Source organism: uncultured Cardiobacterium sp., from assembly GCF_938028185.1.
Lineage (GTDB): Bacteria > Pseudomonadota > Gammaproteobacteria > Cardiobacteriales > Cardiobacteriaceae > Cardiobacterium.
On record NZ_CALJAH010000196.1, the window covers coordinates 1 to 20,515 of the forward strand.

19 protein-coding genes and 1 CRISPR repeat array are annotated in these 20,515 nt (G+C 59.1%); of the genes, 12 read left to right on the top strand and 7 right to left on the bottom strand.

The window, feature by feature from the left end; genetic code table 11:
• The first annotated feature begins 351 nt into the window (after positions 1-351).
• Positions 352-1,008: a CRISPR direct-repeat array (repeat unit 36 nt; unit sequence GTCGCAATCCCTTTGAAGCAGGGACTAATTTTTAAT).
• A 246-nt stretch (positions 1,009-1,254) separates the two neighbouring features.
• From Q0349_RS05690 to Q0349_RS05720, 7 genes are all read right to left on the bottom strand, one after another.
• Positions 1,255-1,515 carry a CRISPR-associated endonuclease Cas2 gene (locus tag Q0349_RS05690; protein WP_298079912.1) on the bottom strand — a complete coding sequence of 87 codons (261 nt, stop codon included), beginning with the start codon at positions 1,513-1,515 and terminating at the stop codon, positions 1,255-1,257.
• A gap of 204 nt (positions 1,516-1,719) precedes the next feature.
• Positions 1,720-2,640 (bottom strand): protein translocase subunit SecF, encoded by a 921-nt coding sequence (gene secF, locus Q0349_RS05695; RefSeq protein ID WP_298079913.1) that lies wholly within the window; start codon positions 2,638-2,640, stop codon positions 1,720-1,722.
• 10 nt (positions 2,641-2,650) lie between these two features.
• Positions 2,651-4,507 (bottom strand): protein translocase subunit SecD, encoded by a 1,857-nt coding sequence (secD, locus tag Q0349_RS05700; protein ID WP_298079914.1) that lies wholly within the window; start codon positions 4,505-4,507, stop codon positions 2,651-2,653.
• Positions 4,508-4,574: 67 nt separating this feature from the next.
• On the bottom strand, positions 4,575-5,000 hold the full coding sequence (yajC, locus tag Q0349_RS05705) for a preprotein translocase subunit YajC (protein WP_298079915.1): 426 nt from the start codon (positions 4,998-5,000) through the stop codon (positions 4,575-4,577).
• Positions 5,001-5,042: 42 nt separating this feature from the next.
• Complete coding sequence (gene tgt / locus Q0349_RS05710; RefSeq protein WP_298079916.1) at positions 5,043-6,152, bottom strand: tRNA guanosine(34) transglycosylase Tgt; 1,110 nt, start codon at positions 6,150-6,152, stop codon at positions 5,043-5,045.
• A 373-nt stretch (positions 6,153-6,525) separates the two neighbouring features.
• Positions 6,526-7,506 carry a peptidoglycan-binding protein gene (locus Q0349_RS05715; RefSeq protein ID WP_298079917.1) on the bottom strand — a complete coding sequence of 327 codons (981 nt, stop codon included), beginning with the start codon at positions 7,504-7,506 and terminating at the stop codon, positions 6,526-6,528.
• 166 nt (positions 7,507-7,672) lie between these two features.
• Positions 7,673-8,440 (bottom strand): DeoR/GlpR family DNA-binding transcription regulator, encoded by a 768-nt coding sequence (locus Q0349_RS05720; RefSeq protein WP_298079918.1) that lies wholly within the window; start codon positions 8,438-8,440, stop codon positions 7,673-7,675.
• A 261-nt stretch (positions 8,441-8,701) separates the two neighbouring features.
• Between Q0349_RS05720 and ulaG the strand changes: the two genes are divergently transcribed.
• The 12 genes from ulaG to araD all read left to right on the top strand — a co-directional run bounded on the left by ulaG (position 8,702) and on the right by araD (position 20,162).
• Positions 8,702-9,793, top strand: coding sequence for an L-ascorbate 6-phosphate lactonase (gene ulaG / locus Q0349_RS05725; protein WP_298079919.1), 1,092 nt, complete (start codon positions 8,702-8,704; stop codon positions 9,791-9,793).
• A gap of 9 nt (positions 9,794-9,802) precedes the next feature.
• Positions 9,803-10,261, top strand: coding sequence for a PTS sugar transporter subunit IIA (locus Q0349_RS05730; protein ID WP_298079920.1), 459 nt, complete (start codon positions 9,803-9,805; stop codon positions 10,259-10,261).
• A gap of 8 nt (positions 10,262-10,269) precedes the next feature.
• The gene (locus Q0349_RS05735) at positions 10,270-11,829 is read left to right on the top strand and encodes a PTS ascorbate transporter subunit IIC (RefSeq protein WP_298079921.1); all 1,560 of its coding nucleotides are present in this window, start codon (positions 10,270-10,272) and stop codon (positions 11,827-11,829) included.
• A 66-nt stretch (positions 11,830-11,895) separates the two neighbouring features.
• Entirely contained in the window at positions 11,896-12,183 is a 288-nt protein-coding gene (locus Q0349_RS05740; protein WP_298079922.1) for a PTS sugar transporter subunit IIB, read from the top strand.
• Positions 12,184-12,331: 148 nt separating this feature from the next.
• Positions 12,332-13,330 (top strand): 3-dehydro-L-gulonate 2-dehydrogenase, encoded by a 999-nt coding sequence (gene yiaK, locus Q0349_RS05745; protein ID WP_298079923.1) that lies wholly within the window; start codon positions 12,332-12,334, stop codon positions 13,328-13,330.
• Positions 13,331-13,342: 12 nt separating this feature from the next.
• A complete protein-coding gene (locus tag Q0349_RS05750) occupies positions 13,343-13,822 on the top strand; it encodes a TRAP transporter small permease subunit (protein WP_298079924.1) in 480 nt (159 codons plus the stop codon).
• Entirely contained in the window at positions 13,819-15,099 is a 1,281-nt protein-coding gene (locus tag Q0349_RS05755) for a TRAP transporter large permease subunit (protein WP_298079925.1), read from the top strand. Before Q0349_RS05750 ends, Q0349_RS05755 begins: the two co-directional genes overlap by 4 nt.
• Before the next feature lie 31 nt (positions 15,100-15,130).
• On the top strand, positions 15,131-16,117 hold the full coding sequence (locus tag Q0349_RS05760; protein WP_298079926.1) for a TRAP transporter substrate-binding protein: 987 nt from the start codon (positions 15,131-15,133) through the stop codon (positions 16,115-16,117).
• A 342-nt stretch (positions 16,118-16,459) separates the two neighbouring features.
• Positions 16,460-17,938, top strand: coding sequence for an FGGY-family carbohydrate kinase (locus Q0349_RS05765; protein ID WP_298079927.1), 1,479 nt, complete (start codon positions 16,460-16,462; stop codon positions 17,936-17,938).
• A 20-nt stretch (positions 17,939-17,958) separates the two neighbouring features.
• Positions 17,959-18,609, top strand: coding sequence for a 3-keto-L-gulonate-6-phosphate decarboxylase UlaD (gene ulaD, locus Q0349_RS05770; protein ID WP_298079928.1), 651 nt, complete (start codon positions 17,959-17,961; stop codon positions 18,607-18,609).
• Between the two features lie 3 nt (positions 18,610-18,612).
• Complete coding sequence (locus Q0349_RS05775) at positions 18,613-19,473, top strand: L-ribulose-5-phosphate 3-epimerase (RefSeq protein ID WP_298079929.1); 861 nt, start codon at positions 18,613-18,615, stop codon at positions 19,471-19,473.
• Positions 19,467-20,162: an L-ribulose-5-phosphate 4-epimerase gene (gene araD / locus Q0349_RS05780; protein ID WP_298079930.1), complete on the top strand. Its 696-nt coding sequence runs from the start codon at positions 19,467-19,469 to the stop codon at positions 20,160-20,162. Before Q0349_RS05775 ends, araD begins: the two co-directional genes overlap by 7 nt.
• Positions 20,163-20,515 lie beyond the last annotated feature (353 nt).

Here is a 20,515-nt window from a genome sequence, read left to right on the forward strand (position 1 = left end):
GCTATCGGAAGAAGCCGGTGCAGCCCAGAGGGTTAGCGGGAATAAAAGAAACAGGGGCAGGATTTTCATGGCAAGTTACCTGTAGGGTTTGACGAGATGCGCGGTATTGCTGCACGGGAATGATATTGGGGCGAATATTTATGCGGGAATGACAGGGTTTGCTCCGGTAGTTTCGATAACAGCAGCTTACGCCAACGCGCCATGGTTATCCGGCCTGACAAATTTGTGGCGCGTGAATTTCAGGCTGGCAGCGCGCCAGTCGGGACGAATTGCGCGCATCACGTAGCAGATACACCTCGTCAGCAAAGATAAATTTGTTGCATAAAAAAACCCGCCAATGCGCGGGGTAAAGCGGTAATCCCTTTGAAGCAGGGACTAATTTTTAATGAAGGATTCCCAAGAGTTCATACCGAACAACAAGAGTCGCAATCCCTTTGAAGCAGGGACTAATTTTTAATGGTACCGATGCTCCGAGCTGGCTTGTTTGGATGCGTCGCAATCCCTTTGAAGCAGGGACTAATTTTTAATTCATTCATTCACTGGAGACTGTTATGGAAACTATGTCGCAATCCCTTTGAAGCAGGGACTAATTTTTAATCTAAAGGAGCCAGCATGAAAAACCATGCACAAAGTCGCAATCCCTTTGAAGCAGGGACTAATTTTTAATCCGATGCGGCGCGCGCCCTTGCCAACGACCTTGTCGCAATCCCTTTGAAGCAGGGACTAATTTTTAATTGCCTGACCCGGCGTGCCATCTGCGCGCCGAAGTCGCAATCCCTTTGAAGCAGGGACTAATTTTTAATCAGTTATTGTCGGTTATGACGGGCTGTCGTAAGTCGCAATCCCTTTGAAGCAGGGACTAATTTTTAATGTTATGTTTGGATTCGGTAAGCGCCAGCTCACGTCGCAATCCCTTTGAAGCAGGGACTAATTTTTAATCTCAACATCTCGCTAAAAACCAAGGATGGACGTGTCGCAATCCCTTTGAAGCAGGGACTAATTTTTAATAGCGGGGTGTGTTTTTCCTCCTTGTTTTCAGTTGGTTACAGAGGGCGTTTCCAATTTTTGCAAAGGTGAAAAAGTTGACGCTGCGAGTGTTGTTTTTATTAGGGTTTTTCATGGCGGTTTTGGGATGGCCGGTGTTGTCCAGGATGGGCGTATTTTACTGTATTGGGTCAGGTTTTTGTATGGTTCGGTTTTATGGTGTTTTTGGCGTGTTTCCTTTTGGAATTGTGATTCTTGGGCTGGTGTTGTTTACAGGCACCAGATGCCTTCCGGGGTTTTGGGGTGGTATTCGTAGCAGAGGCTGGCGGCAGGCAGGCGCCAGGCGCGCAGGTCGTCTTCGTTTTTGCTCATTTGGGCGAGTTCTTGCCAGAGGTGCTCAAACTGGCCGGGGCTGGCGCGGTAGAGGAAGGTGCTGTTTTGTAGCGGGATGGCTTCTTCGCAGAGGCGTTTGTGGATTTTTTGCAGGCGCCTGGGCGCGGCGATGTCGTAGGCGATAAGGTAGTCGGGCATGATTCTGTCCAGGTTATGTTTCGGGCATCGGTGGTTTTTTCTCTGACGCTACCCCCTCCCCAGCCCTCCCCCGCTGCGGGCTTCGCCCTGCAGGGGAGGGGGCAGTCCGGCGGGTATCCGGGCAGCGGTGGGCGGGTTTTGGTTTCCGGTTTACATACACATTGAGCGCTCAGGTGTATGTAAACGGTAGAGGGCAAGGGTTTTCTACGGCAAATCGTCTATCGGTTTTTGTGCGCGCGGCATCAGGTCTTCGTGTTTGACGCCCATGTGATCGACGATGGCGCTGGCGACGAAGATGGAGGAGTAGGTGCCGAAGACGATGCCGATGATCATCGCGGTGGAGAATCCGGTGAGGATGGTGCCGCCGAAGAGGGCGAGGGCAATGACCGAGAGCAGGGTGGTGAAGCTCGTCACCATCGTCCGTGCCAGCGTCTGGTTGATGGAGGTGTCGATGACGTCGCGCGGGGTGACGGCGGGCAGTTTGCGGAAGTTTTCGCGGATGCGGTCATAGACGACCACGGTGTCGTTCACCGAGTAACCGAGGATGGCGAGCAGCGCCGCCAGTACGTTCAGGTCAAACGGCCAGTGCATCAGCGAGAAGATGCCGGCGGTGATGATGACGTCGTGCAACTGCGCCAGTACCGCGCCGAGGGCGAATTTCCACTCGAAGCGCAGGCCGAGGTAGATGATCATGCCGATGCAGGCAAGACCAATGGCAAGCAGGCCTTTGCTGACGAGTTCTTCTTTGTACTGGCCGCCGACTTTGGATTGTCCGGTGAGTTTGGCGTCCGGCGCGTCGGCTTGTAGTGCGGCGACCATGTCGCTCATGGTCTGGTCGATGTTGGCGCCTTCTTGTTCGGCGAAGCGGATTTGTACGTCACGCGAGGAGCCGTATTGAACGACGCCCGCGTCCGGCACGATTTTTTCGGCGACGCTGCGCACGTGGTTGATGTCCGCCGATTGGGCGTATTGCATTTCGATGGTCGCGCCACCGGTGAATTCGAGGCCGAAGTTGAAGCCACGGAAGGCGATGAGCAGAATGGCGGCGACGGTAAGGATGGTCGAGAGCCAGAGTCCGTTCCGGCTGTATGTCATGAAGTGGATGTAGGGCAGTTTGATTTGCATGGTGGTGTTCTCAGAGGTTTATCTTCGGATTGGCTTTGCGCAGGGTGAAGAATTCGACCAGCGCGCGGGTGACGAAGATGGCGGTGAACATGGTGGTGAGGATGCCGAGCGAGAGGGTGACGGCAAAGCCTTTGATGGGGCCTGCGCCGAAGCTGAACAGCAGCACCGCGACGATGAGGGTGGTGATGTTGGCATCGACGATGGTGGAGAGCGCGTTGGCAAAGCCCATGCGTACTGCCTGGTGGATTTCGATGTGTTCGTGCACTTCTTCGCGGATGCGTTCGTAGATGAGGACGTTGGCATCGACCGCCATGCCGAGGGTCAGCACGATACCGGCGATGCCGGGCAGTGTCAGCGTCGCACCCAACAGCGACATCAGCGCCACCAGCAGGATGAGGTTGACGACGAGGGCGATGTTGGCGTACAGCCCCAGTTTGCGGTAGTAGGCGAGCATGAAGATGATGATGAGGGCGAGGCCGAGCAGCGAGGCGTTGATGCCCTGGTCGATGTTCTTTTTCCCGGCGTTCGGGCCGATGGTGCGTTCTTCGATGATGTACACCGGGGCGACGAGCGAGCCGGCGCGCAGGGTGGCGGCGAGTTTTTGTGCGCGCGAGTACGGGGTGATGCCGGTGATTTGGAAGCGGTCGGCGAACTGGCTTTGGATGGTGGCGGAGTTGACCACGGTTTCGCGTTTTTCGACGGTGGTGACGGGTTTGCCGTTTTCGTCGTTTTTGGTGACCGGGATGTATTCGACGTAGATGGTCGCCATCGGTTTTTTCAGGTTTTCGCGGGTGACTTCGGCCATTTGCGCGCCTCCGGCGGAGTCGAGGACGACGTCCACCGCGATGCCCTGCTGGCCGTTGCCGGCGGCGGCATCGACGATGTGTTCGCCGCTCATCACCACTTTGCGTTTGAGGAGGATGGGGGTGCCGTCTTCAAACCAGGCGAGTTTGCTGCCAAAGGGGGCGCGTTTCATCCGCACCGCCTGGGCGAGGTCGCCCTGTTCGTCCACGATGTAAAACTCCAGTGTGGCGGTGGAGCCGAGCATTTCTTTGGCTTTGGCGACGTCCTGGATGCCGGGGAGCTGGATGAGCAGGCGGTCGTCGCCGACGACCTGGATGGAGGGTTCGGCGACGCCGAGGCTGTTGACCCGGCTTGCCATGCGCATCCGGTTCTGGTCGGCGGCGCGGCGTTTGAGTTCGCTGATGCCTTGTTCACTGTATTGCAGGCGGACGCGGTACTGGCCGTTTTCTTCGAGGTTTACTTGTTCGAGGTTTTGCGGCAGGACTTTGCGCAGTTCGTCCAGCGCGCGGTCGCGGTCGGCGTCGCTGCCGTAGCTGATGAGCGCGCCGCCGTTGGCTGCGGCTTCGGCGCCGAGCAGCGGGATGTTGTTTTTTTCGCTGGTGGCGGTGGCAAGGTCAATGAGTTCGGCGGATTTGCGGGTGAAGAGTTCGTTGCTGTCCACTTGCAGCAGGAAGGAGATGCCGCCGCGCAGGTCAAGACCGAGGTTCATCGGCGCCAGTCCAATGCTTTGCAGCCAGGTCGGGGTGTTTGGCGAGAGGTTCACCGAGACGGCGTTGTCCGGGTATTTGCTGGTGAGCAGGTCGCGTGCCTGGATTTGTACGTCGGTCTGCGGGAAGAAGAGGTTGAGGTTGTCGCCTTCGACTTTCCAGCGGTCGGGGGCGATGTTGGCGTCGCGCAGTTGGTTGGTGATTTCTTGCGCGGCGGCGGTGGCAGCGTCGGCGCTGGCAAATTGCATTTGTACGGTCGGGCTTTTGCCGTACCAGTTTGGCAGGGCAAGCAGCGCACCCAAGAGGGTGACGGCGATGATGAGGGCGTATTTCCAGCCGGCGAAGGCTTTGTTCATGGTGGTGTCCGGGTTGCGGGAGGTCTGTAAGTGAAAAAGGCTGCCCTGCGGCAGCCTGTGGGCGGGTTCAGGCTTTGTCGGCGCTGTCGTCTTCCGCTTTGTCGCCGTCTTCGGCGGGCTTGTCCAGTTTGACGTTTTTGTCGTCGTTGGTGGCCTTGTTGCTGCCCAGCGTCGCCTTGAGCGAGCCTTTCGGCAGGACTTGTACCACCACGCCGCGCTGGATGCGGATGATGGTGTTTTTCGCAATTTCGAGGTCAATGGCGAAGTTGTCCAGGTCGATGATGCGTCCCATGATGCCGCCGTTGGTCATCACTTCGTCGCCTTTTTTCAGGTTGGTAATCAGCAGTTGGTGCTCTTTCATTTTCTTTTGCTGCGGGCGGAACATGAAGAACCACATCACGCCAAAGAGCAGCACCATCATGATGATGGAGGTCATGCCACCGCCTGCTTGCGGGGCGGCCTGTTGGGCGTAAGCGTCCTGGATGAAAAACATGGTTGTTTCCTCTCAAGTTTAAGGGTTAATGGAAGCGCGGCATTATATAGCGCCGCTGTTGCGCATGGCATAAAAATCGGCGGCAAAGCCCGCGAACTGCCCGGCTTCTATCGCCGCGCGCATGGTGTGTATCAGGCGGATGTAGTAGCGCAGGTTGTGGATGGTGTTCAACCGCGCGCCGAGCATTTCGTTGCATTTGTCGAGGTGATGCAGGTATGCCCGGCTGTAATGGCGGCAAGTGTAGCAATCACAACCCTCTTCCACCGGGCGCAGGTCGCGCTTGTACTGGCTGTTGCGCAGTTTGAGCGTGCCGAAGCGGGTGAAAAGGTAGGCGTTGCGCGCGTTGCGGGTCGGCATGACGCAGTCAAACATATCGATACCACGGCGCACGCCTTCGACGATGTCTTCCGGCTTGCCGACGCCCATCAGGTAACGCGGTTTGCTCGCGGGCAGATGCGGCAGGGTGTGCTCCAGCGTCGCGTTGCGCAGCTCCACCGGTTCGCCGACCGCCAGCCCGCCGATGGCGTAACCGGGCAAATCCAGCGCGACCAGGCCGTCTGCCGATTCGCGCCGCAAATCGGGATAAACGCCGCCCTGGACGATGCCAAAGAGATGGTTCGGATTGCCCGCGTGCGCCGCCTTCGAGCGCGCCGCCCAGCGCAGCGACAGGCGCATCGATTTCGCCGCCTCATCGTGTGTCGCCGGGTAGGGCGTGCATTCATCGAGCTGCATGACGATGTTGGAATTGAGTGCGCGCTGCACCTGCATCGAGCGCTCCGGCGAGAGGAAGACCTCGCTGCCATCGACCGGCGAGCGGAAGCGTGCGCCTTCTTCGGTCAGCTTGCGGATTTTGGCGAGGCTGAACACCTGAAAGCCGCCGGAATCGGTGAGAATCGGCTTGTCCCAGTGCATGAACGGGTGCAGTCCGCCGTGGGCGGCGACGATGTCCTCGCCGGGACGCAGCATCAGGTGGAAGGTGTTGCCGAGGATGATTTCCGCGCCGAGCGCGTGCAGCTCCTCCGGCGCAAGCCCCTTGACCGTGCCGAGGGTGCCGACCGGCATGAACACCGGCGTTTCCACCGTCTGCCCGTCGGGGAAGGTAATGCGGCCGCGCCGCGCGCTGCCGTCTTGGGTAATAAGCTGATATTGCATGATGAAAAAGGTAATGTTCCAAAATGGATGCTGCGCTGTGGGAGCGGCTTTCTCATAAATCGATATGGTTAGAACCGCAGGTAGTATGACGGAGCTGCTGCAGCGGTGGATTTATGATGCTACCCCCACCCCAACCCTCCCCCGCTGCGGGCTTCGCCCTGCAGGGGAGGGAGCAGAACGGCGGAAGATTCGGTAGCCGTTGCCGTGACTGCCCAAATACACCCTCTCCCCGTGGGGAGGCTGGAACAGCTCGTCCGCAGGACGAGAAAGCAGGGGTTTGGCAGGGACAAACGTTTTTCGTATGGCAGCATCATTTTGGATCGCCATCAAAAAAGGAAGGCTTGCGCCTTCCTTGTGATGCGTGGCGGCAGGATTACTGCTCGATGCCCATGGCCTGCAACGTTTCGCGGGTGACACCGCCCACGCCGAGGTTGTGCTTGTGCTGATAGGCTTCCAGCGCCTTCATCGTGCCGGGGCCAAGCGAACCGTCAACGCTGACCTTGTAGCCTTCCTTCTTCAGCGCTCTTTGTACCGCTTCGATGGTCTTGCTGTTCACGGTGTCATTACACAGCACGCTTTCCCAGCGCACCTGCGCATCGGCGACCTTCTCGAACTTGGTCACTTCCGCATATTCGGCCGGAATTTCCTTCTCGCGCTGTTCGGCTTCTTTCACCAGCTTCTTCACCTTGACCGTCTTGTATTCGGCAGGCACTTCGATTTCGCGGGTAGTTTCCTCGCTCACCAGTTTTTGCTTCTTCACCGTCTCGAACTTGGCTTCGACCTGGGTCGGGTTCAGGCGGGCTTCTTCCTGCACGGTTTGCTTGGTGATGGTTTCCATCTGCGCCGGGACTTCCACCATGCGCAGCGCTTCGCCAGCGGAGGAGAAGGTACGCGCCGGGCCTTCGCTGCGCGCGGTCATGTACGCCGGTTTGGCGACCACTTCTTCCTTCACTTCGGCATATTGCGGCGGCACGACTTCCTGCGTGGTCATCGCCGGCTCAACTTCAATCTGCTCCTCGACGGTTTCAAAGACGGCGGGGACGATTTCCAGTTTCTTGCTGGCGGGCTTGATCACGACCTGCTCTTCCGTCCACTCGTATTCGGCGGGAACAATTTCGTAGGATTTGGCGGCATCCTTGATGACGACCTGCTCGGTGCGCGGCTCGAACTTGGCCGGAACCACGACCAGCGCCTGGCATTCGCCCGGCTTCACTTGCGGCACGGTCAGGGCGACGCTGTCAGCGGGGGCAGAGGCGGCCGCTTCCTGGGCCTGGGCGGCGTTGTCATCTTGTGCCTGAGCCAGGGCGGCGATTGCGACGGAAGTCAGCAGCACAGAAATCTTGCGTTTCATCATTCAAAATCTCCTGAGTTACGAGGATTCACATAAAAAATTGACGTTTTGAACAAGTTAGCCGTCCAAAAATCGTCACATACTTTAGCGCAACCCGCCGACGGTCGGCAAACAATTCCTGCAAAAAATGCGGGATTTGCGCGATGCGGGAGCGATGCGACCATTTGCGTCAGTCGGCGACTTCGACCAACGTCACCTGAATGCCACGCTTGTCCAGCGCCTCAATAAAGGCGGGGTCGGCATCGCTGTCGGTAATGAGATGGCTGATTTGTGCCAGTTCGCCGGAAACAAAGGTGCTGTCGCGTCCCAGCTTGCGGCTTTCCACCACCACCAGCACCTTTTCCGTGGCGCGGCGCAGCATCATTTCATTAATGGCGACTTCATCGACATTGGACGTGGTCAGCCCGCCCTGCAGGCTCACCCCGCTGAAGCCCATAATCGCCTTTTGCGCGGTGACTTTTTCCAGATTGCGCAGCGCGAACTCGCCGGTCAGCGCTTCTTTCGGGAATTGGGCATGGCCGCCGGAGAGAATCAGCTTGATGCGCGGGTCAAGGTCAAGATGTATCGCCTTGCCGTTGTTGGTGATGGTGGTGATGCGCCGCTCCTTGACGTAATCCAGCGTCAGCAGCGCGGTGGAGGATGAATTGATGAAAATGGTGTCACCCTCGTGGATGCAGGCGGCGGCACGCGCGGCAATGGCGCGTTTGCAGCGTTCGCGCTGTTGGTTTTCCTGCGACGGCGGGGCGGCGAGTGTCGCCCCGCCGTAAAAACGCTGCAAAAAACCGCGTTGTGCCAGCACATCCAGGTCGCGGCGGATGGTGAGCGCGGAGACGTTTTGCGCGTCCGCCAGCTCCTGTACCTTGCATTCCGGGTTCGCCGCCAGGGTTTCGAGGATTTTCTGGCGGCGTGCTTCCACGAAGGCCATTGAGCGTTTCATATTCCTTTATTCCTTACTTTTATTAACGTGTCAGCGCGCATTGTAGCGCCACGCGCCTGAAACATTCAACTCATTCATAAAACTATCGCTTAACCTGCTAATATCGCCATATAAGCGGATACTTCCGCACAACGAACGCTGATATATGTTCGTTTTGTTTTTTCTGTATTGCGTTTTGAACATCTTTAGCGTTACCATAGCCGCGCGCGGACGGAAACCGTTTCCGTTTGCCAGTCCTTTCATGTCCACCGGAGTTTACCCATGAGCAAAGTTAGTGAAATCACCAGAGAAAGCTGGATACTCAGCACCTTCCCCGAATGGGGAACCTGGCTCAATGAAGAAATCGAGCAGGAAGTCGTCCCCGCAGGCAACTTTGCCATGTGGTGGCTCGGATGCGTCGGCATCTGGCTGAAAACGCCGGGCAACGCCAACATCTGCATGGACTTGTGGTGCAGCCGCGGCAAAAGCACGAAGAAAGTGAAAGACATGGTGCGCGGCCACCAGATGGCAAACATGGCCGGGGTGCGCAAATTGCAGCCGAACCTGCGCGCGCAGCCGATGGTGCTGGACCCGTTTGCGATTAACGAAGTCGATGCCATCCTCGCCTCGCACTTCCATAGCGACCACATTGACGTCAATGTCGCCGCCGCCATCGTCAATAATCCCAAGCTGAACCACGTCAAATTCATCGGCCCGTGGCATTGCACCGAACTGTGGAAAAAATGGGGCGTGCCGGAAGACCGCCTCGTCACCGTCAAACCGGGCGATGTTGTCAAAATCAAGGATATGGAAATCCACGCGCTCGATTCATTCGACCGCACCTGTTTGGTAACGCTGCCGGTCGAAGGTGCGGAAGCACAAGGCGGCGAGCTGAAAGGCCTTTGCCCCAGCGATGAAGAAATGGGGCGCAAGGCGGTCAATTACGTCTTCAAAACGCCGGGCGGCACCATTTACCACGGCGCCGATTCGCACTATTCCATCTATTTCGCCAAACACGGCAAGGATTACGACATTGACGTCGCCCTCAACAATTACGGCGAAAACCCGGTGGGCATTGCCGACAAGATGACTTCTATTGATTTGCTGCGCATGGCGGAAGCATTGCGCACCAAAGTCATCATTCCGGTGCATCACGATATTTGGACGAATTTCATGGCAAGCACCGATGAAATTCTCGCCCTGTACCGGATGCGCAAAGACCGCCTGCAATACAAATTCAAACCCTTTATTTGGGAAGTGGGCGGCAAATACGTCTATCCGCGCGACAAGGATTTGACCGAATACCACCACCCGCGCGGCTTTGATGATTGCTTCGAGCAGGAGCAAAACATCCAGTTCCGCTCCATGCTCTAAGGAGGCACCATGTTACTCAGCAAAATGCTGGATGCGGGACACGTCAATTTTGAAACCCGCTTCCCCGACTGGCAAAGCGCCATTCATGGCGGCTGTAAACCGCTGGTTGCCGACGGTACCGTGGATGCGAGTTACGCCGATGAAATCATCGCCTGCATCGAAAAATACGGCCCCTATATCGTCATTGCGCCGGACATTGCCATGCCGCACTCGCAGGAAAATGCCAAGGGCGTACACAAAACCGCGATTTCTTTCATGAAAGTGGCGGAAACCGTCGCCTTTGACGCCAATGACCGCGAAAAAGACGCGCGCCTGTTCTTTACCCTCGCCTCGCAGGATCACGAACAGCATCTGGAGAATATGTCGGCACTCGCCACCATGCTCGACAATGACGCGCTGATTGGCAAATTGTTGCAGGCGCAGAATCACGACGATTTGCGCGCCATTGCGGCGAAATACGGTATCTAGGAGGCCACATGGAATTTTTCTATGCCATTTGGGGATTCTTTTCCAAAAACGTCTTGCAACAACCGGCCTTCTTTATCGGCCTGATTGTGCTTGTCGGCTATATCCTGCTGAAAAAACCCTGGTATGAATCCCTTGCCGGATTTATTAAAGCCAGCGTCGGTTATCTCATTCTGACCGCGGGGGCGACCGGCCTCGTTTCCAGTTTCAAACCGATTATCGGCGGGCTGAAAGAACGCTTTAATGTTTCTGCCAGCATGATGGATCCCTACGCCGGGCAGGCAGCGATTGAAGATGCGCTCGGTCATATTCAGCGCTCATTCAGCGCCGTCTTGACGCTGCTGCTGCTCGCCTTTGTCTTCAACATTCTCGTTGTCCGCTTCCAGCGCATTACCAAAATGCGGGCGCTGTTCACCACCGGTCACGTTCAGGTGCAACAATCCGCCACCGCCTTCTGGCTGCTTTTGGTCTGCTTCCCCGAACTGGGCGACACCGGACTGCTGCTGATGATGTCGCTGGCGCTTGGTCTCTACTGGGCGGTCGGCTCCAACCTGACCATCGCCCCGTCGCAACGCCTCACCGATGGCGCCGGTTTCTGCATCGGCCACCAGCAAATGTTTGGCGTGGCGCTATTCAGCAAACTCTCCGAAATCTTCTTCAAACCCAAGCCGGGACAGGAAACGAAGAAACTGGAAGACATCAAGCTGCCGGGCTGGCTCTCCATCTTCAACGAGAACATGGTCGCCACCACCATCCTCATGACCTTCTTCTTCGGCGTCATCCTTGCCACCCTCGGTCAGCAGTTCGTGCTGGAGCACAGCTCCCAATATCTCTCCAAAAACATGGAGCAAAAAGAGTATTTGGGACTGCTTGCCGCCGGCCTCGTCTTTGACTACAAGGAAGGTACGCCATTCTTCACCTACATCCTGCTGACGGCGATGAAATTCACCGTTTACCTCTCCATCCTGCAACTGGGGGTACGCACCTTCGTTGCCGAGCTGACCGAATCCTTCCATGGTATTTCCGGCCGCTGGCTGCCCGGCGCGGTACCGGCGATTGACTGCGCCGCCACTTACGGCTTCGGCTCGCAGAACGCCATCACCCTCGGCTTCATGTTCGGTGCGCTTGGCCAGTTCCTTGCCCTTGGTGTGCTGCTGGCGATGAACAGCCCGACCGTCATCATCGCCGGATTTATCCCGATGTTCTTCGATAACGCCACCATCGGCCTCTACGCCAACCGCCACGGCGGCTACAAGGCAGCGCTCATCATGCCGTTTTTCTCCGGCCTGATGCAGGTCTTCGGCACCGCCTTTGTCGTCAGCTATGCCATCTACGCCTACAACGGCATGAATGTCGGCCTCGAAGGCGGCTACCTCGGTATGTGGGACTGGGCAATTCTCTGGCCGGGATTCACCTTCCTCATGAAGAACCTGCACTACATCGGCTTCGCCATCGTCATCCTCGTGCTGATTGCCATCCCGCAAATCCAGTACCGCTGCAACCGCGAAGGCTACTTCCTGATGACGGAAGACTACGAAGCCTACAAGGCGAAATTCCCGGAAAGCCATTAAGAAACACGCCCGCTCCCCGCGCGGGGCGGGCAACCCCACCCAATTCACTGACAACAGGAGCAAACCATGAAAGTCCTCGTCTCATGCGCCAACGGCGCCGGCACCAGCCTGATGATGAAAATGAAAGTGCAGCAGGCGCTGAAAGACCTCAACGTCAACGTGGAAAAAATCCACCACTGCTCGATTTCCGAAGGCAAATCCTCGGCGAAACAGTTTGACGTCGTCTTCTGCTCGGCCAACTTCGTCGATATGTTCAAGGATGCCGCCGCCGCAGGCGTGACCGTCATCGGCATGAAGAACATCCTCTCCGTCGATGAAGCCAAAACCCGGATGCAGGAAGCCGGGCTGGTCTGACGCACACACGGGGGCGGTTGGCGACCGCCCCTGCCTTTTTGCCGCCAATTCACACAAAAACACAAAAAACCACAGCCGCCGTTGTTCCATCCTCACACCATTCCTATAATGCCCGCTTCCCGTTCATAAACCACAGAGGAACCCCGCCATGCAACTCACCTATGACGCACTCAAGGCCGAATTCAAGCGCGTGCTGCTCGCGCGCAAACTCCGGGAGGACACCGCCGAGGCGGTCGCCACCCTCTTTGCTGATACCACCCTCTCCGGCATTTACTCGCACGGCGTCAACCGCTTTCCCCGCTTCATCTACCAGCTTGACCAGGGGCATATCCACCCCGAAGCCGAGCCGGAAAAAGTGCTGTCGCTGGGCGCGATAGAGCAATGGGACGCGCATCAGGCGATTGGCAACCTTACTGCCGTCAAAATGATGGACCGCGCCATCGCCCTCGCCGACCAGCACGGCATCGGCGTCGTCGCCCTGAAAAACGCCAACCACTGGATGCGCGGCGGCAGCTACGGCCTGCAAGCGGCGCAAAAGGGCTATGTCGGCATCTGCTGGACCAACTCGCTCGCGGTGATGCCGCCGTGGGGCGGCAAGGAACCGCGCATCGGCACCAATCCGCTGGTGATTGCCGTGCCGGGCAACCCGCCGACCTACGTCGATATGTCCTGCTCGATGTTCTCCTACGGCAAGCTGGAGGTTACGCGGCTGGCGGGCAAACAGACGCCGATAGATGCCGGCTTTGACGATGACGGCAATCTCACCCGCGACCCCGCCACCGTCGAGAAAAACCGCCGCCTGCTGCCGATGGGCTACTGGAAAGGCTCCGGCCTCTCCATCGTGCTGGATATGGTCGCCACCCTGCTCTCCGGCGGGTTGTCGGTTGCCGAAGTGAGCGAGGATTTGGACGACGAATACCGCGTTTCGCAAATCTTCATCGCCATTGAGGTTGACCGCCTTATTGACGGCAAGACGCGCGACGAAAAACTGCGCCGCATCACCGACTACGTTCTTTCCGCCACGCCGTCGCAGGAAGGCGTGCCGGTACGTCTGCCCGGCCACAACCTCGAAAAAACCATCGCCGAACACCGCAAAAACGGCATTCCGGTCGATGACAGCGTCTGGCAAAAAATCCTGGCGCTGTAAGCGGAGCCTGCCATGAAAGCGCTCGCCAACATCAACAAACTGCTGGAAATCTTCGTCGTCTTCAATCTGGCGCTGATGAGCTTCCTCATCTTCCTCAACGTCATCCTGCGCTACACCCTGAACTCCGGCCTGACCTTCACCGAAGAAGCCTCGCGCTATATGTTCGTCTGGCTGACCTTCATGGGCGCGGTACTCGCCTTCAACGGCGACGAACACGTCTCCGTCCAATTCCTCGTCGCCAAACTGCCGGTGAAACTGCGCGCGTGGTGGACAGTCGCGACCGACATCATCCTCCTCGCCTGCTGCCTGCTGCTCTTCCTCGGCTGCTGCAAACTCGCCGCGCAGAACATGAGTAACCTCTCGCCCATCACCGGCATCCCCACCGGCATGAACTTCCTCGCCGCCGCCATCATGAGCGGCCTGCTGCAAATCCTGCTGCTGGTGCGCATCGGCGTCAAAACCTCCGCCATTCTCCGGGGGCACATCGCATGATTATCGCCACCTTCCTCGTTGTCCTGCTTGCAGGCATCCTCGCGGGCATCCCGGTTGCCTTCGCCCTCATCCTCTGCGGCATCGCGATGATGCTGCACCTCGGCGAGTTCAACACACAAATCCTCGCCGAAAACCTCATCAGCGGTGCCGACAGCTTCTCGCTGATGGCCATCCCCTTCTTCATCCTCGCCGGGGAAATCATGAACGCGGGCGGACTGTCGCGCCGCATCGTCGATTTGCCGATGAAACTGGTCGGCCATAAGCGCGGCGGCCTCGGCTACGTCGCCATCATGGCGGCGATGATCATGGCGAGCCTCTCCGGCTCGGCGGTCGCCGACACCGCCGCCGTCGCCGCCATGCTCATCCCGATGATGAAAACCACCGGCTACCCGGAAGAACGCTCCGCCGGGCTGATTGGTGCGGCGGGCATCATCGCTCCCATCATCCCGCCGTCCATCCCCTTCATCATCTTTGGTGTCACGAGCGGCGTCTCCATCACCAAACTGTTCATGGCGGGCATCATCCCCGGCGTCATGATGGGCGTCTTCCTCGCCCTGCTCTGGGGCTGGCAGGCTAAACACCTTGACATCCACACCTTCCCCAAGGCGAGCCGCCGCGAACTCGCCGCCTCCTTCAAAAACGGCATCTGGGCGCTGCTGTTGCCGGTCATCATCATCGGCGGCTTCCGCCTCGGCGTCTTCACCCCGACCGAAGCGGGCGCGGTGGCGGCGTTCTACGCGCTCTTCGTCTCCACCATCATCTACCGCGAGCTCAAACTGCCGCAGCTCTACGGCATCCTGCTGGCGAGCGCCAAAACCACCGCCGTAGTAATGATGCTGGTCGCCGCCGCAGGCATCTCCGGCTACCTCATTACCATCGCCGAACTGCCGCAGATGATTACCGAACTGCTTGAGCCGCTGCTGGATTCGCCGCGCCTCCTGCTCGCCGTCATCATGATTGCCGTCTTCATCATCGGCATGGTGATGGATCTGACGCCGACCGTGCTCATCCTCACCCCGGTGCTGATGCCGCTGGTGCAAGAAGCGGGCATTGACCCGGTGTACTTCGGCGTGATGTTTATCCTGAACACCTCCATCGGCCTCATCACCCCGCCGGTCGGCAACGTGCTCAACGTCATCACCGGCGTCACCAAACTGCCGTTTGACCGCGCCGCGCGCGGAATGCTGCCCTACGTCGGAATGCTGCTGCTCCTGCTCATCCTCTTCCTCATCTTCCCGCAACTGGTGATTGCGCCCTACCGCTTCATCATGAGCTGACCCCATCCCTCAACACAACAAGGCAAAACCCATGAAAAACAAACTGCTCTCCGCCCTCATCGCCGCTGCCGCCTTAGGCGTTGGCCTCGCCCATGCTGCCACCAGCCTCCGCTTCGGCTACGAAGCGCCGCGCAGCGACACCCAACACATCGCCGCGAAAAAATTCGCCGACATCGTCAAAGAAAAAAGCGGTGGCGAGCTGAAAATTTCGCTCTTCCCCGACAGCACCCTCGGCAACGCGCAGGCGATGATTAGCGGCGTGCGCGGCGGCTCGATTGACATCGAAATGTCCGGCTCGCCCAACTTCACCGGCCTCGCCTCCAACCTCAACATCATCGACATCCCCTTCATCTTCCGCGACAAGGCACACGCCTACCGCGTCTTGGACGGCGACATCGGCCAGGGGCTGATGAAAGAACTCGAAGACAAAGGCTTGAAAGGACTGGGCTTCTGGGAAGTCGGCTTCCGCGCCGTCTCCAACTCCAAACACCCGGTGAAAACCCCGGACGACATCAAGGGACTGAAAATCCGCACCAACCAGAACCCGATGTACGTCAAGGCGTTTGAACTGCTGGGTGCCAACCCGGTACCGATGCCGCTCTCCGAACTCTACACCGCGCTCGAAACCCGCACCGTGGACGCGCAAGAGCACCCCATCGGCATCCTCTACTCGGTCAAACTCTACGAAGTACAAAAACACCTGAGCCTGACCAACCACGGCTACACTCCGCTGCTCGTCGTCATGAACAAAGACAAATTCGACAGCCTGCCTGCCGAACAACAACAAATCCTGCTCGATGCGGCCAAAGAAGCGGGCGCCTACCAGCGCGAACTCAACGCCGAAAAAGAAACGCAGATGTTGGAAGAAATGGAAAAAGCGGGACTGGAAATCGTGCGCGACATCGACACCGCCCCGTTCCGCGCCATCATCGAACAGCCGGTACGCCAATTTTTCATCGAAAAGAACGGCGACGAACTGCTGAAAAAAGTGGACGCGCTCGCCGAAGAGAAAAAATAACCCGGCAACTTCGTCCCCTCCCTCGCAGGACGCGCAGCGTCCGCAGCGGGGGAGGGTTAGGGAGGGGGTAGCGCCCGTGAAATTACCGCAGATGCCGCATCGTCATCCTGCGACTTGCCCCCTTGCCATCCAACGTAGGGGCGGTTAGGGCGAAGCCCGTAACCGCCCGCATAACCGGGTTATCCCCGCCACCTGCCACCCACCCGCGAGAACCCCATGAAGCACCACATCCTCATCGCCGCACCAATACGCCAACGCTTTATCGACAAAAACGGCGACAGCGGCAGCGCCCTGCTGCAACAAGTGGACGCGCTCGCCGACGAGACAAAATAAGGAGACCCCATGACCTGCTGGCTTGGCATCGACTGCGGCGGCACCTTCATCAAGGCGGGACTGTTCCGCGAAGACGGCAGCGAAATCGCCGTGGCGCGGCGCAACCTGCCCGTGCTCAGCCCGCAACCGGGCTGGGCGGAGCGCGACCCGGAAACCCTCTGGCAAACCTGCGCTGCCGTTATCCGCGAAGCCATCGCCACGACCGACCCGGCGACCATCGCGGGCATCGGCATCTCCGCCCAGGGCAAAGGCCTCTTTACCCTCGATCGTGACGGCGCGCCGCTTGGCAACGGCATCCTCTCCTCCGACCAGCGCGCGCTGCCGGTGGTCAAACGTTGGCAGGCGGAAGGCGTCCCCGCCGCGCTCTACCCCGAAACCCGGCAAACCCTGTGGACGGGGCATCCCGTCTCCATCCTGCGCGCGCTGAAAGAACAGGCGCCTGCGCGCTACCAGCGCATCGGCAGCATCCTCATGTCGCACGACTACCTGCGCTACCGCCTGACCGGCGCGATTGCCTGCGAAGAAACCAACATCTCCGAATCCAACCTCTACCACTTCGGCGAAGGGTGCTACCAGCCCGCACTCGCCGACACCCTCGGCATCGCCGAAATCGTCCCCGCCCTGCCGCCCATCGTCGGCGCGAGCGCCATCGCCGGACACATCAGCGCACAAGCGGCGGCAGAAACTGGCCTGCGCGCGGGTACGCCCGTCGTCGGCGGCCTCTTTGACGTCGTCTCCACCGCGCTTTGCGCCGGACTGCACGACGAAACCATGCTCAACGTCGTCCTCGGCACCTGGTCGGTGGTAACAGGCTTCACCGACCACATCGACGACAGCCAAACCATCCCCTTCGTCTATGGCAAATCGGCCACGCCCGGCCAGTACATCGTGCATGAAGCCAGCCCGACCTCGGCGGCAAACCTCGAATGGATCACCGCCCTCCTTGGCGAACACGACTACCGCGCCATCAACGACAGCATCGCCGCGCTACCGCCCGCCGCCAGCAGCGTCTATTTCGTCCCCTTCCTCTACGGCAGCAACGCCGGACTGGGAATGCAGGCGGGACTGTACGGCCTGCAATCCTTCCACGGCCGCGCCCACATCTACCAGGCGGTGTACGAAGGCGTCATCTACAGTCTGATGCACCATCTGGAGCGGATGCGGCAACGCTTCCCGGCGGCGTGCGTGCTGCGCGTCACCGGCGGCCCCGCCAAATCCGTGGTGTGGATGCAAATGCTGGCAGACATCAGCGGCAACAGCGTCGAAACACCGCGCATCGCAGAAACCGGCTGCCTCGGCGCCGCGCTGGTGGCGATGGTCGGCACCGGCGCCTATCCCGACTGCCCCGCCGCCTGCGCCGCGCTCAAACCGCCGCTGGACAGCTACCGCCCCAATCCCGCGCTGGCCGACGCCTACGCCACCAAATACCGCCATTACCGCGAGCTGATTGCGCAACTGCGCGCCTTCAACGACACCCTTCACCCCTAAACCCCCGAAAGGAGCCAACCATGAGCAAACCGCTGTTACAAATCGCCCTTGACCAAACCAGCCTCGCCGAGGCGCTCGAAGTCGCCGCCGTCGCCGCGCCGCACGTGGACATCATCGAAGCAGGCACCATCCTCTGCCTCAGCGAAGGCAAAACCGCCGTCGAAACCCTGCGCCAGCGCTACCCCAAGCACATCATCGTCGCCGACTACAAAACCGCCGACGCCGGCTCAACGCTGGCCGACATCGCCTTCACCGCCGGTGCCGACTGGTTCACCGTGATGTGCGCCGCCTCGCTCGCCACCATCGAAAAAGCGCACGAAGTCGCCGTCGCCCGTGGCAAAGAAGTGCAAATTGAGCTGTTCGGCAACTGGACGCTGGACGACGCCAAAGCCTGGGTCAAAATGGGCGTCAAACAGGCCATCTACCACCGCAGCCGCGACGCGCAGGCGAGCGGCCAAACCTGGGGCGAAAAAGACCTGCAACTGTTGCGCGCCCTTTCCGACCTCGGTCTGGAACTCTCCATCACCGGCGGCATCGTTCCCGAAGAAGTCGGTATCTTCAAAGACATCAACGCCAAATGCTTCATCGCCGGGCGCGCGCTCGCCAACCCGCAAACCGGACCCGCGACCGCCAAAGCCTTCCACGAAGCCTTCGCCCGCTACTGGGGCTAAACCATGCGCCAGCACAAACTCGGCATCTACGAAAAAGCCCTGCCCGGCCATTTAAGCTGGGCAGAGCGGCTGGCGCTCGCCAAAGCCTGCGGCTACGACTTCGTTGAAATCTCCATCGACGAAACCGACGCTCGCCTCGCCCGCCTTGACTGGAGCAAGGCCGAACGCCTCGACCTCGTCCGCGCCTGCCTTGACACCGGCATCACCGTGCCCTCGATGTGCCTCTCCGGCCACCGCCGCTACCCCTTCGGCAGCCACGACCCCGCCATCCGCGACGAGGCCCACCGCCTCATGGAAAAAGCCATCCGGCTCGCGGTGGACTGCGGCATCCGCACCATCCAGCTCGCGGGCTACGACGTCTATTACGAAGCGCAGGACGACGGCACCATCGAACGCTTCAGCGAAGGAATGCAATGGGCGACCGCGCTCGCCGCCAGCAACGGCGTCATGCTTGCGGTGGAAATCATGGACACCGCCTTCATGAACAGCATCAGCCGCTGGAAACAATGGGATGAACTTGTCGCCTCGCCGTGGTTCACCGTCTATCCCGACGTCGGCAATCTGAGCGCCTGGGGCAACGACGTCCCGGCAGAGCTCGCGCTCGGCATCGACCGCATCGCCGCCATCCATCTGAAAGACACCTACCCCGTCACCGCGACCAGCAAAGGCCAATTCCGCGACGTCCCCTTCGGCGACGGCTGCGTCGATTTCGTCAAAGTCTTTGAGACCCTCGCCCGCTTGAACTACCGCGGCGCCTTCCTCATCGAAATGTGGACGGAAAAAGCCGCTGAGCCTGTCGCCGAAATCATCCACGCCCGCCGCTGGATGGAAGAACAAATGCAAAAAGGAGGATTCCCATGCTAGAAACCCTGAAAGACGAAGTCCTTGCCGCCAACCTCGACCTGCCGCGCTACGGCCTCGTCACCTTCACCTGGGGCAACGTCAGCGGCATCGACCGCGAACGCGGCCTCATCGTCATCAAACCCTCCGGCGTCGAATACGACGTCATGACCGCCGCCGACATGGTCGTCGTCGATTTGGCGAGCGGCAAAACCGTCGAAGGCAACAAAAAACCCTCCTCCGACACCCCGACCCATCTGGAGCTCTACCGCCGCTTCGCGGACATCGGCGGCATCGTCCACACCCACTCGCGCCACGCCACCATCTGGTCGCAAGCAGGCAGCGACCTGCCCGCGCTCGGCACCACCCACGGCGACTACTTCTACGGCGCCATCCCCGCCACCCGCCGCATGACGCCGGAAGAAATCGCGGGCGAATACGAACTGGAAACCGGCAAAGTCATCGTCGAAACCTTTGCCAAACGCGGCATTGACCCGAACGCCGTTCCCGCCGTACTCGTTCACTCGCACGGTCCGTTTGCCTGGGGCAAAGACCCGCACAACGCGGTACACAACGCCGTCGTCCTCGAAGAAGTCGCCTACATGAACCTCTTTACCTGCCAGCTCAACCCGCGCATCCCGCCGATGCAGCAAGAGCTGCTGGACAAACACTACCTGCGCAAACACGGCAAAAACGCCTACTACGGCCAATAAACCGGGGTTTCGCCCACTAAAAAAGCGCCACAACGGCGCTTTTTTGTTGAACTATCCTTTTACATACAGGGTAGCGACTAATGTGTATGTATATTTGGAATCAAAGAAAGTAGGGTGGGGCTTGCCCCACCGTAAAGAGATAGGCTGCGCTTCAGCGCGCCGTCCATCTGAACAAACAAGAAATTCTTTTAACGGTGCGCCAAGGCGCACCCTATCGCTAAAATTATGAGGCAGCACAAGACGATAGTTCGTAGGTTGGGTTAAGGGCTGTTTACAATTTAGGCCTCCCTCTTACGCTGGGCGAAGCCCGCAGCGGGCGGGTTCCGTGCGTAGGGTGTGTGGCGGCGTAGCCG

Bases quoted from the DNA above. Each gene is read 5' to 3' on its own strand.
- secD (WP_298079914.1), bottom strand. From the start codon at position 4,507: ATGAACAAAGCCTTCGCCGGCTGGAAATACGCCCTCATCATCGCCGTC.
- Q0349_RS05755 (WP_298079925.1), top strand. From the start codon at position 13,819: ATGATTATCGCCACCTTCCTCGTTGTCCTGCTTGCAGGCATCCTCGCG.
- Q0349_RS05690 (WP_298079912.1), bottom strand. From the start codon at position 1,515: ATGCCCGACTACCTTATCGCCTACGACATCGCCGCGCCCAGGCGCCTG.
- ulaG (WP_298079919.1), top strand. From the start codon at position 8,702: ATGAGCAAAGTTAGTGAAATCACCAGAGAAAGCTGGATACTCAGCACC.
- Q0349_RS05740 (WP_298079922.1), top strand. From the start codon at position 11,896: ATGAAAGTCCTCGTCTCATGCGCCAACGGCGCCGGCACCAGCCTGATG.
- Q0349_RS05750 (WP_298079924.1), top strand. From the start codon at position 13,343: ATGAAAGCGCTCGCCAACATCAACAAACTGCTGGAAATCTTCGTCGTC.
- Q0349_RS05765 (WP_298079927.1), top strand. From the start codon at position 16,460: ATGACCTGCTGGCTTGGCATCGACTGCGGCGGCACCTTCATCAAGGCG.
- secF (WP_298079913.1), bottom strand. From the start codon at position 2,640: ATGCAAATCAAACTGCCCTACATCCACTTCATGACATACAGCCGGAAC.
- Q0349_RS05720 (WP_298079918.1), bottom strand. From the start codon at position 8,440: ATGAAACGCTCAATGGCCTTCGTGGAAGCACGCCGCCAGAAAATCCTC.
- araD (WP_298079930.1), top strand. From the start codon at position 19,467: ATGCTAGAAACCCTGAAAGACGAAGTCCTTGCCGCCAACCTCGACCTG.
- yiaK (WP_298079923.1), top strand. From the start codon at position 12,332: ATGCAACTCACCTATGACGCACTCAAGGCCGAATTCAAGCGCGTGCTG.
- Q0349_RS05775 (WP_298079929.1), top strand. From the start codon at position 18,613: ATGCGCCAGCACAAACTCGGCATCTACGAAAAAGCCCTGCCCGGCCAT.
- Q0349_RS05760 (WP_298079926.1), top strand. From the start codon at position 15,131: ATGAAAAACAAACTGCTCTCCGCCCTCATCGCCGCTGCCGCCTTAGGC.
- Q0349_RS05730 (WP_298079920.1), top strand. From the start codon at position 9,803: ATGTTACTCAGCAAAATGCTGGATGCGGGACACGTCAATTTTGAAACC.
- ulaD (WP_298079928.1), top strand. From the start codon at position 17,959: ATGAGCAAACCGCTGTTACAAATCGCCCTTGACCAAACCAGCCTCGCC.
- yajC (WP_298079915.1), bottom strand. From the start codon at position 5,000: ATGTTTTTCATCCAGGACGCTTACGCCCAACAGGCCGCCCCGCAAGCA.
- Q0349_RS05715 (WP_298079917.1), bottom strand. From the start codon at position 7,506: ATGATGAAACGCAAGATTTCTGTGCTGCTGACTTCCGTCGCAATCGCC.
- Q0349_RS05735 (WP_298079921.1), top strand. From the start codon at position 10,270: ATGGAATTTTTCTATGCCATTTGGGGATTCTTTTCCAAAAACGTCTTG.
- tgt (WP_298079916.1), bottom strand. From the start codon at position 6,152: ATGCAATATCAGCTTATTACCCAAGACGGCAGCGCGCGGCGCGGCCGC.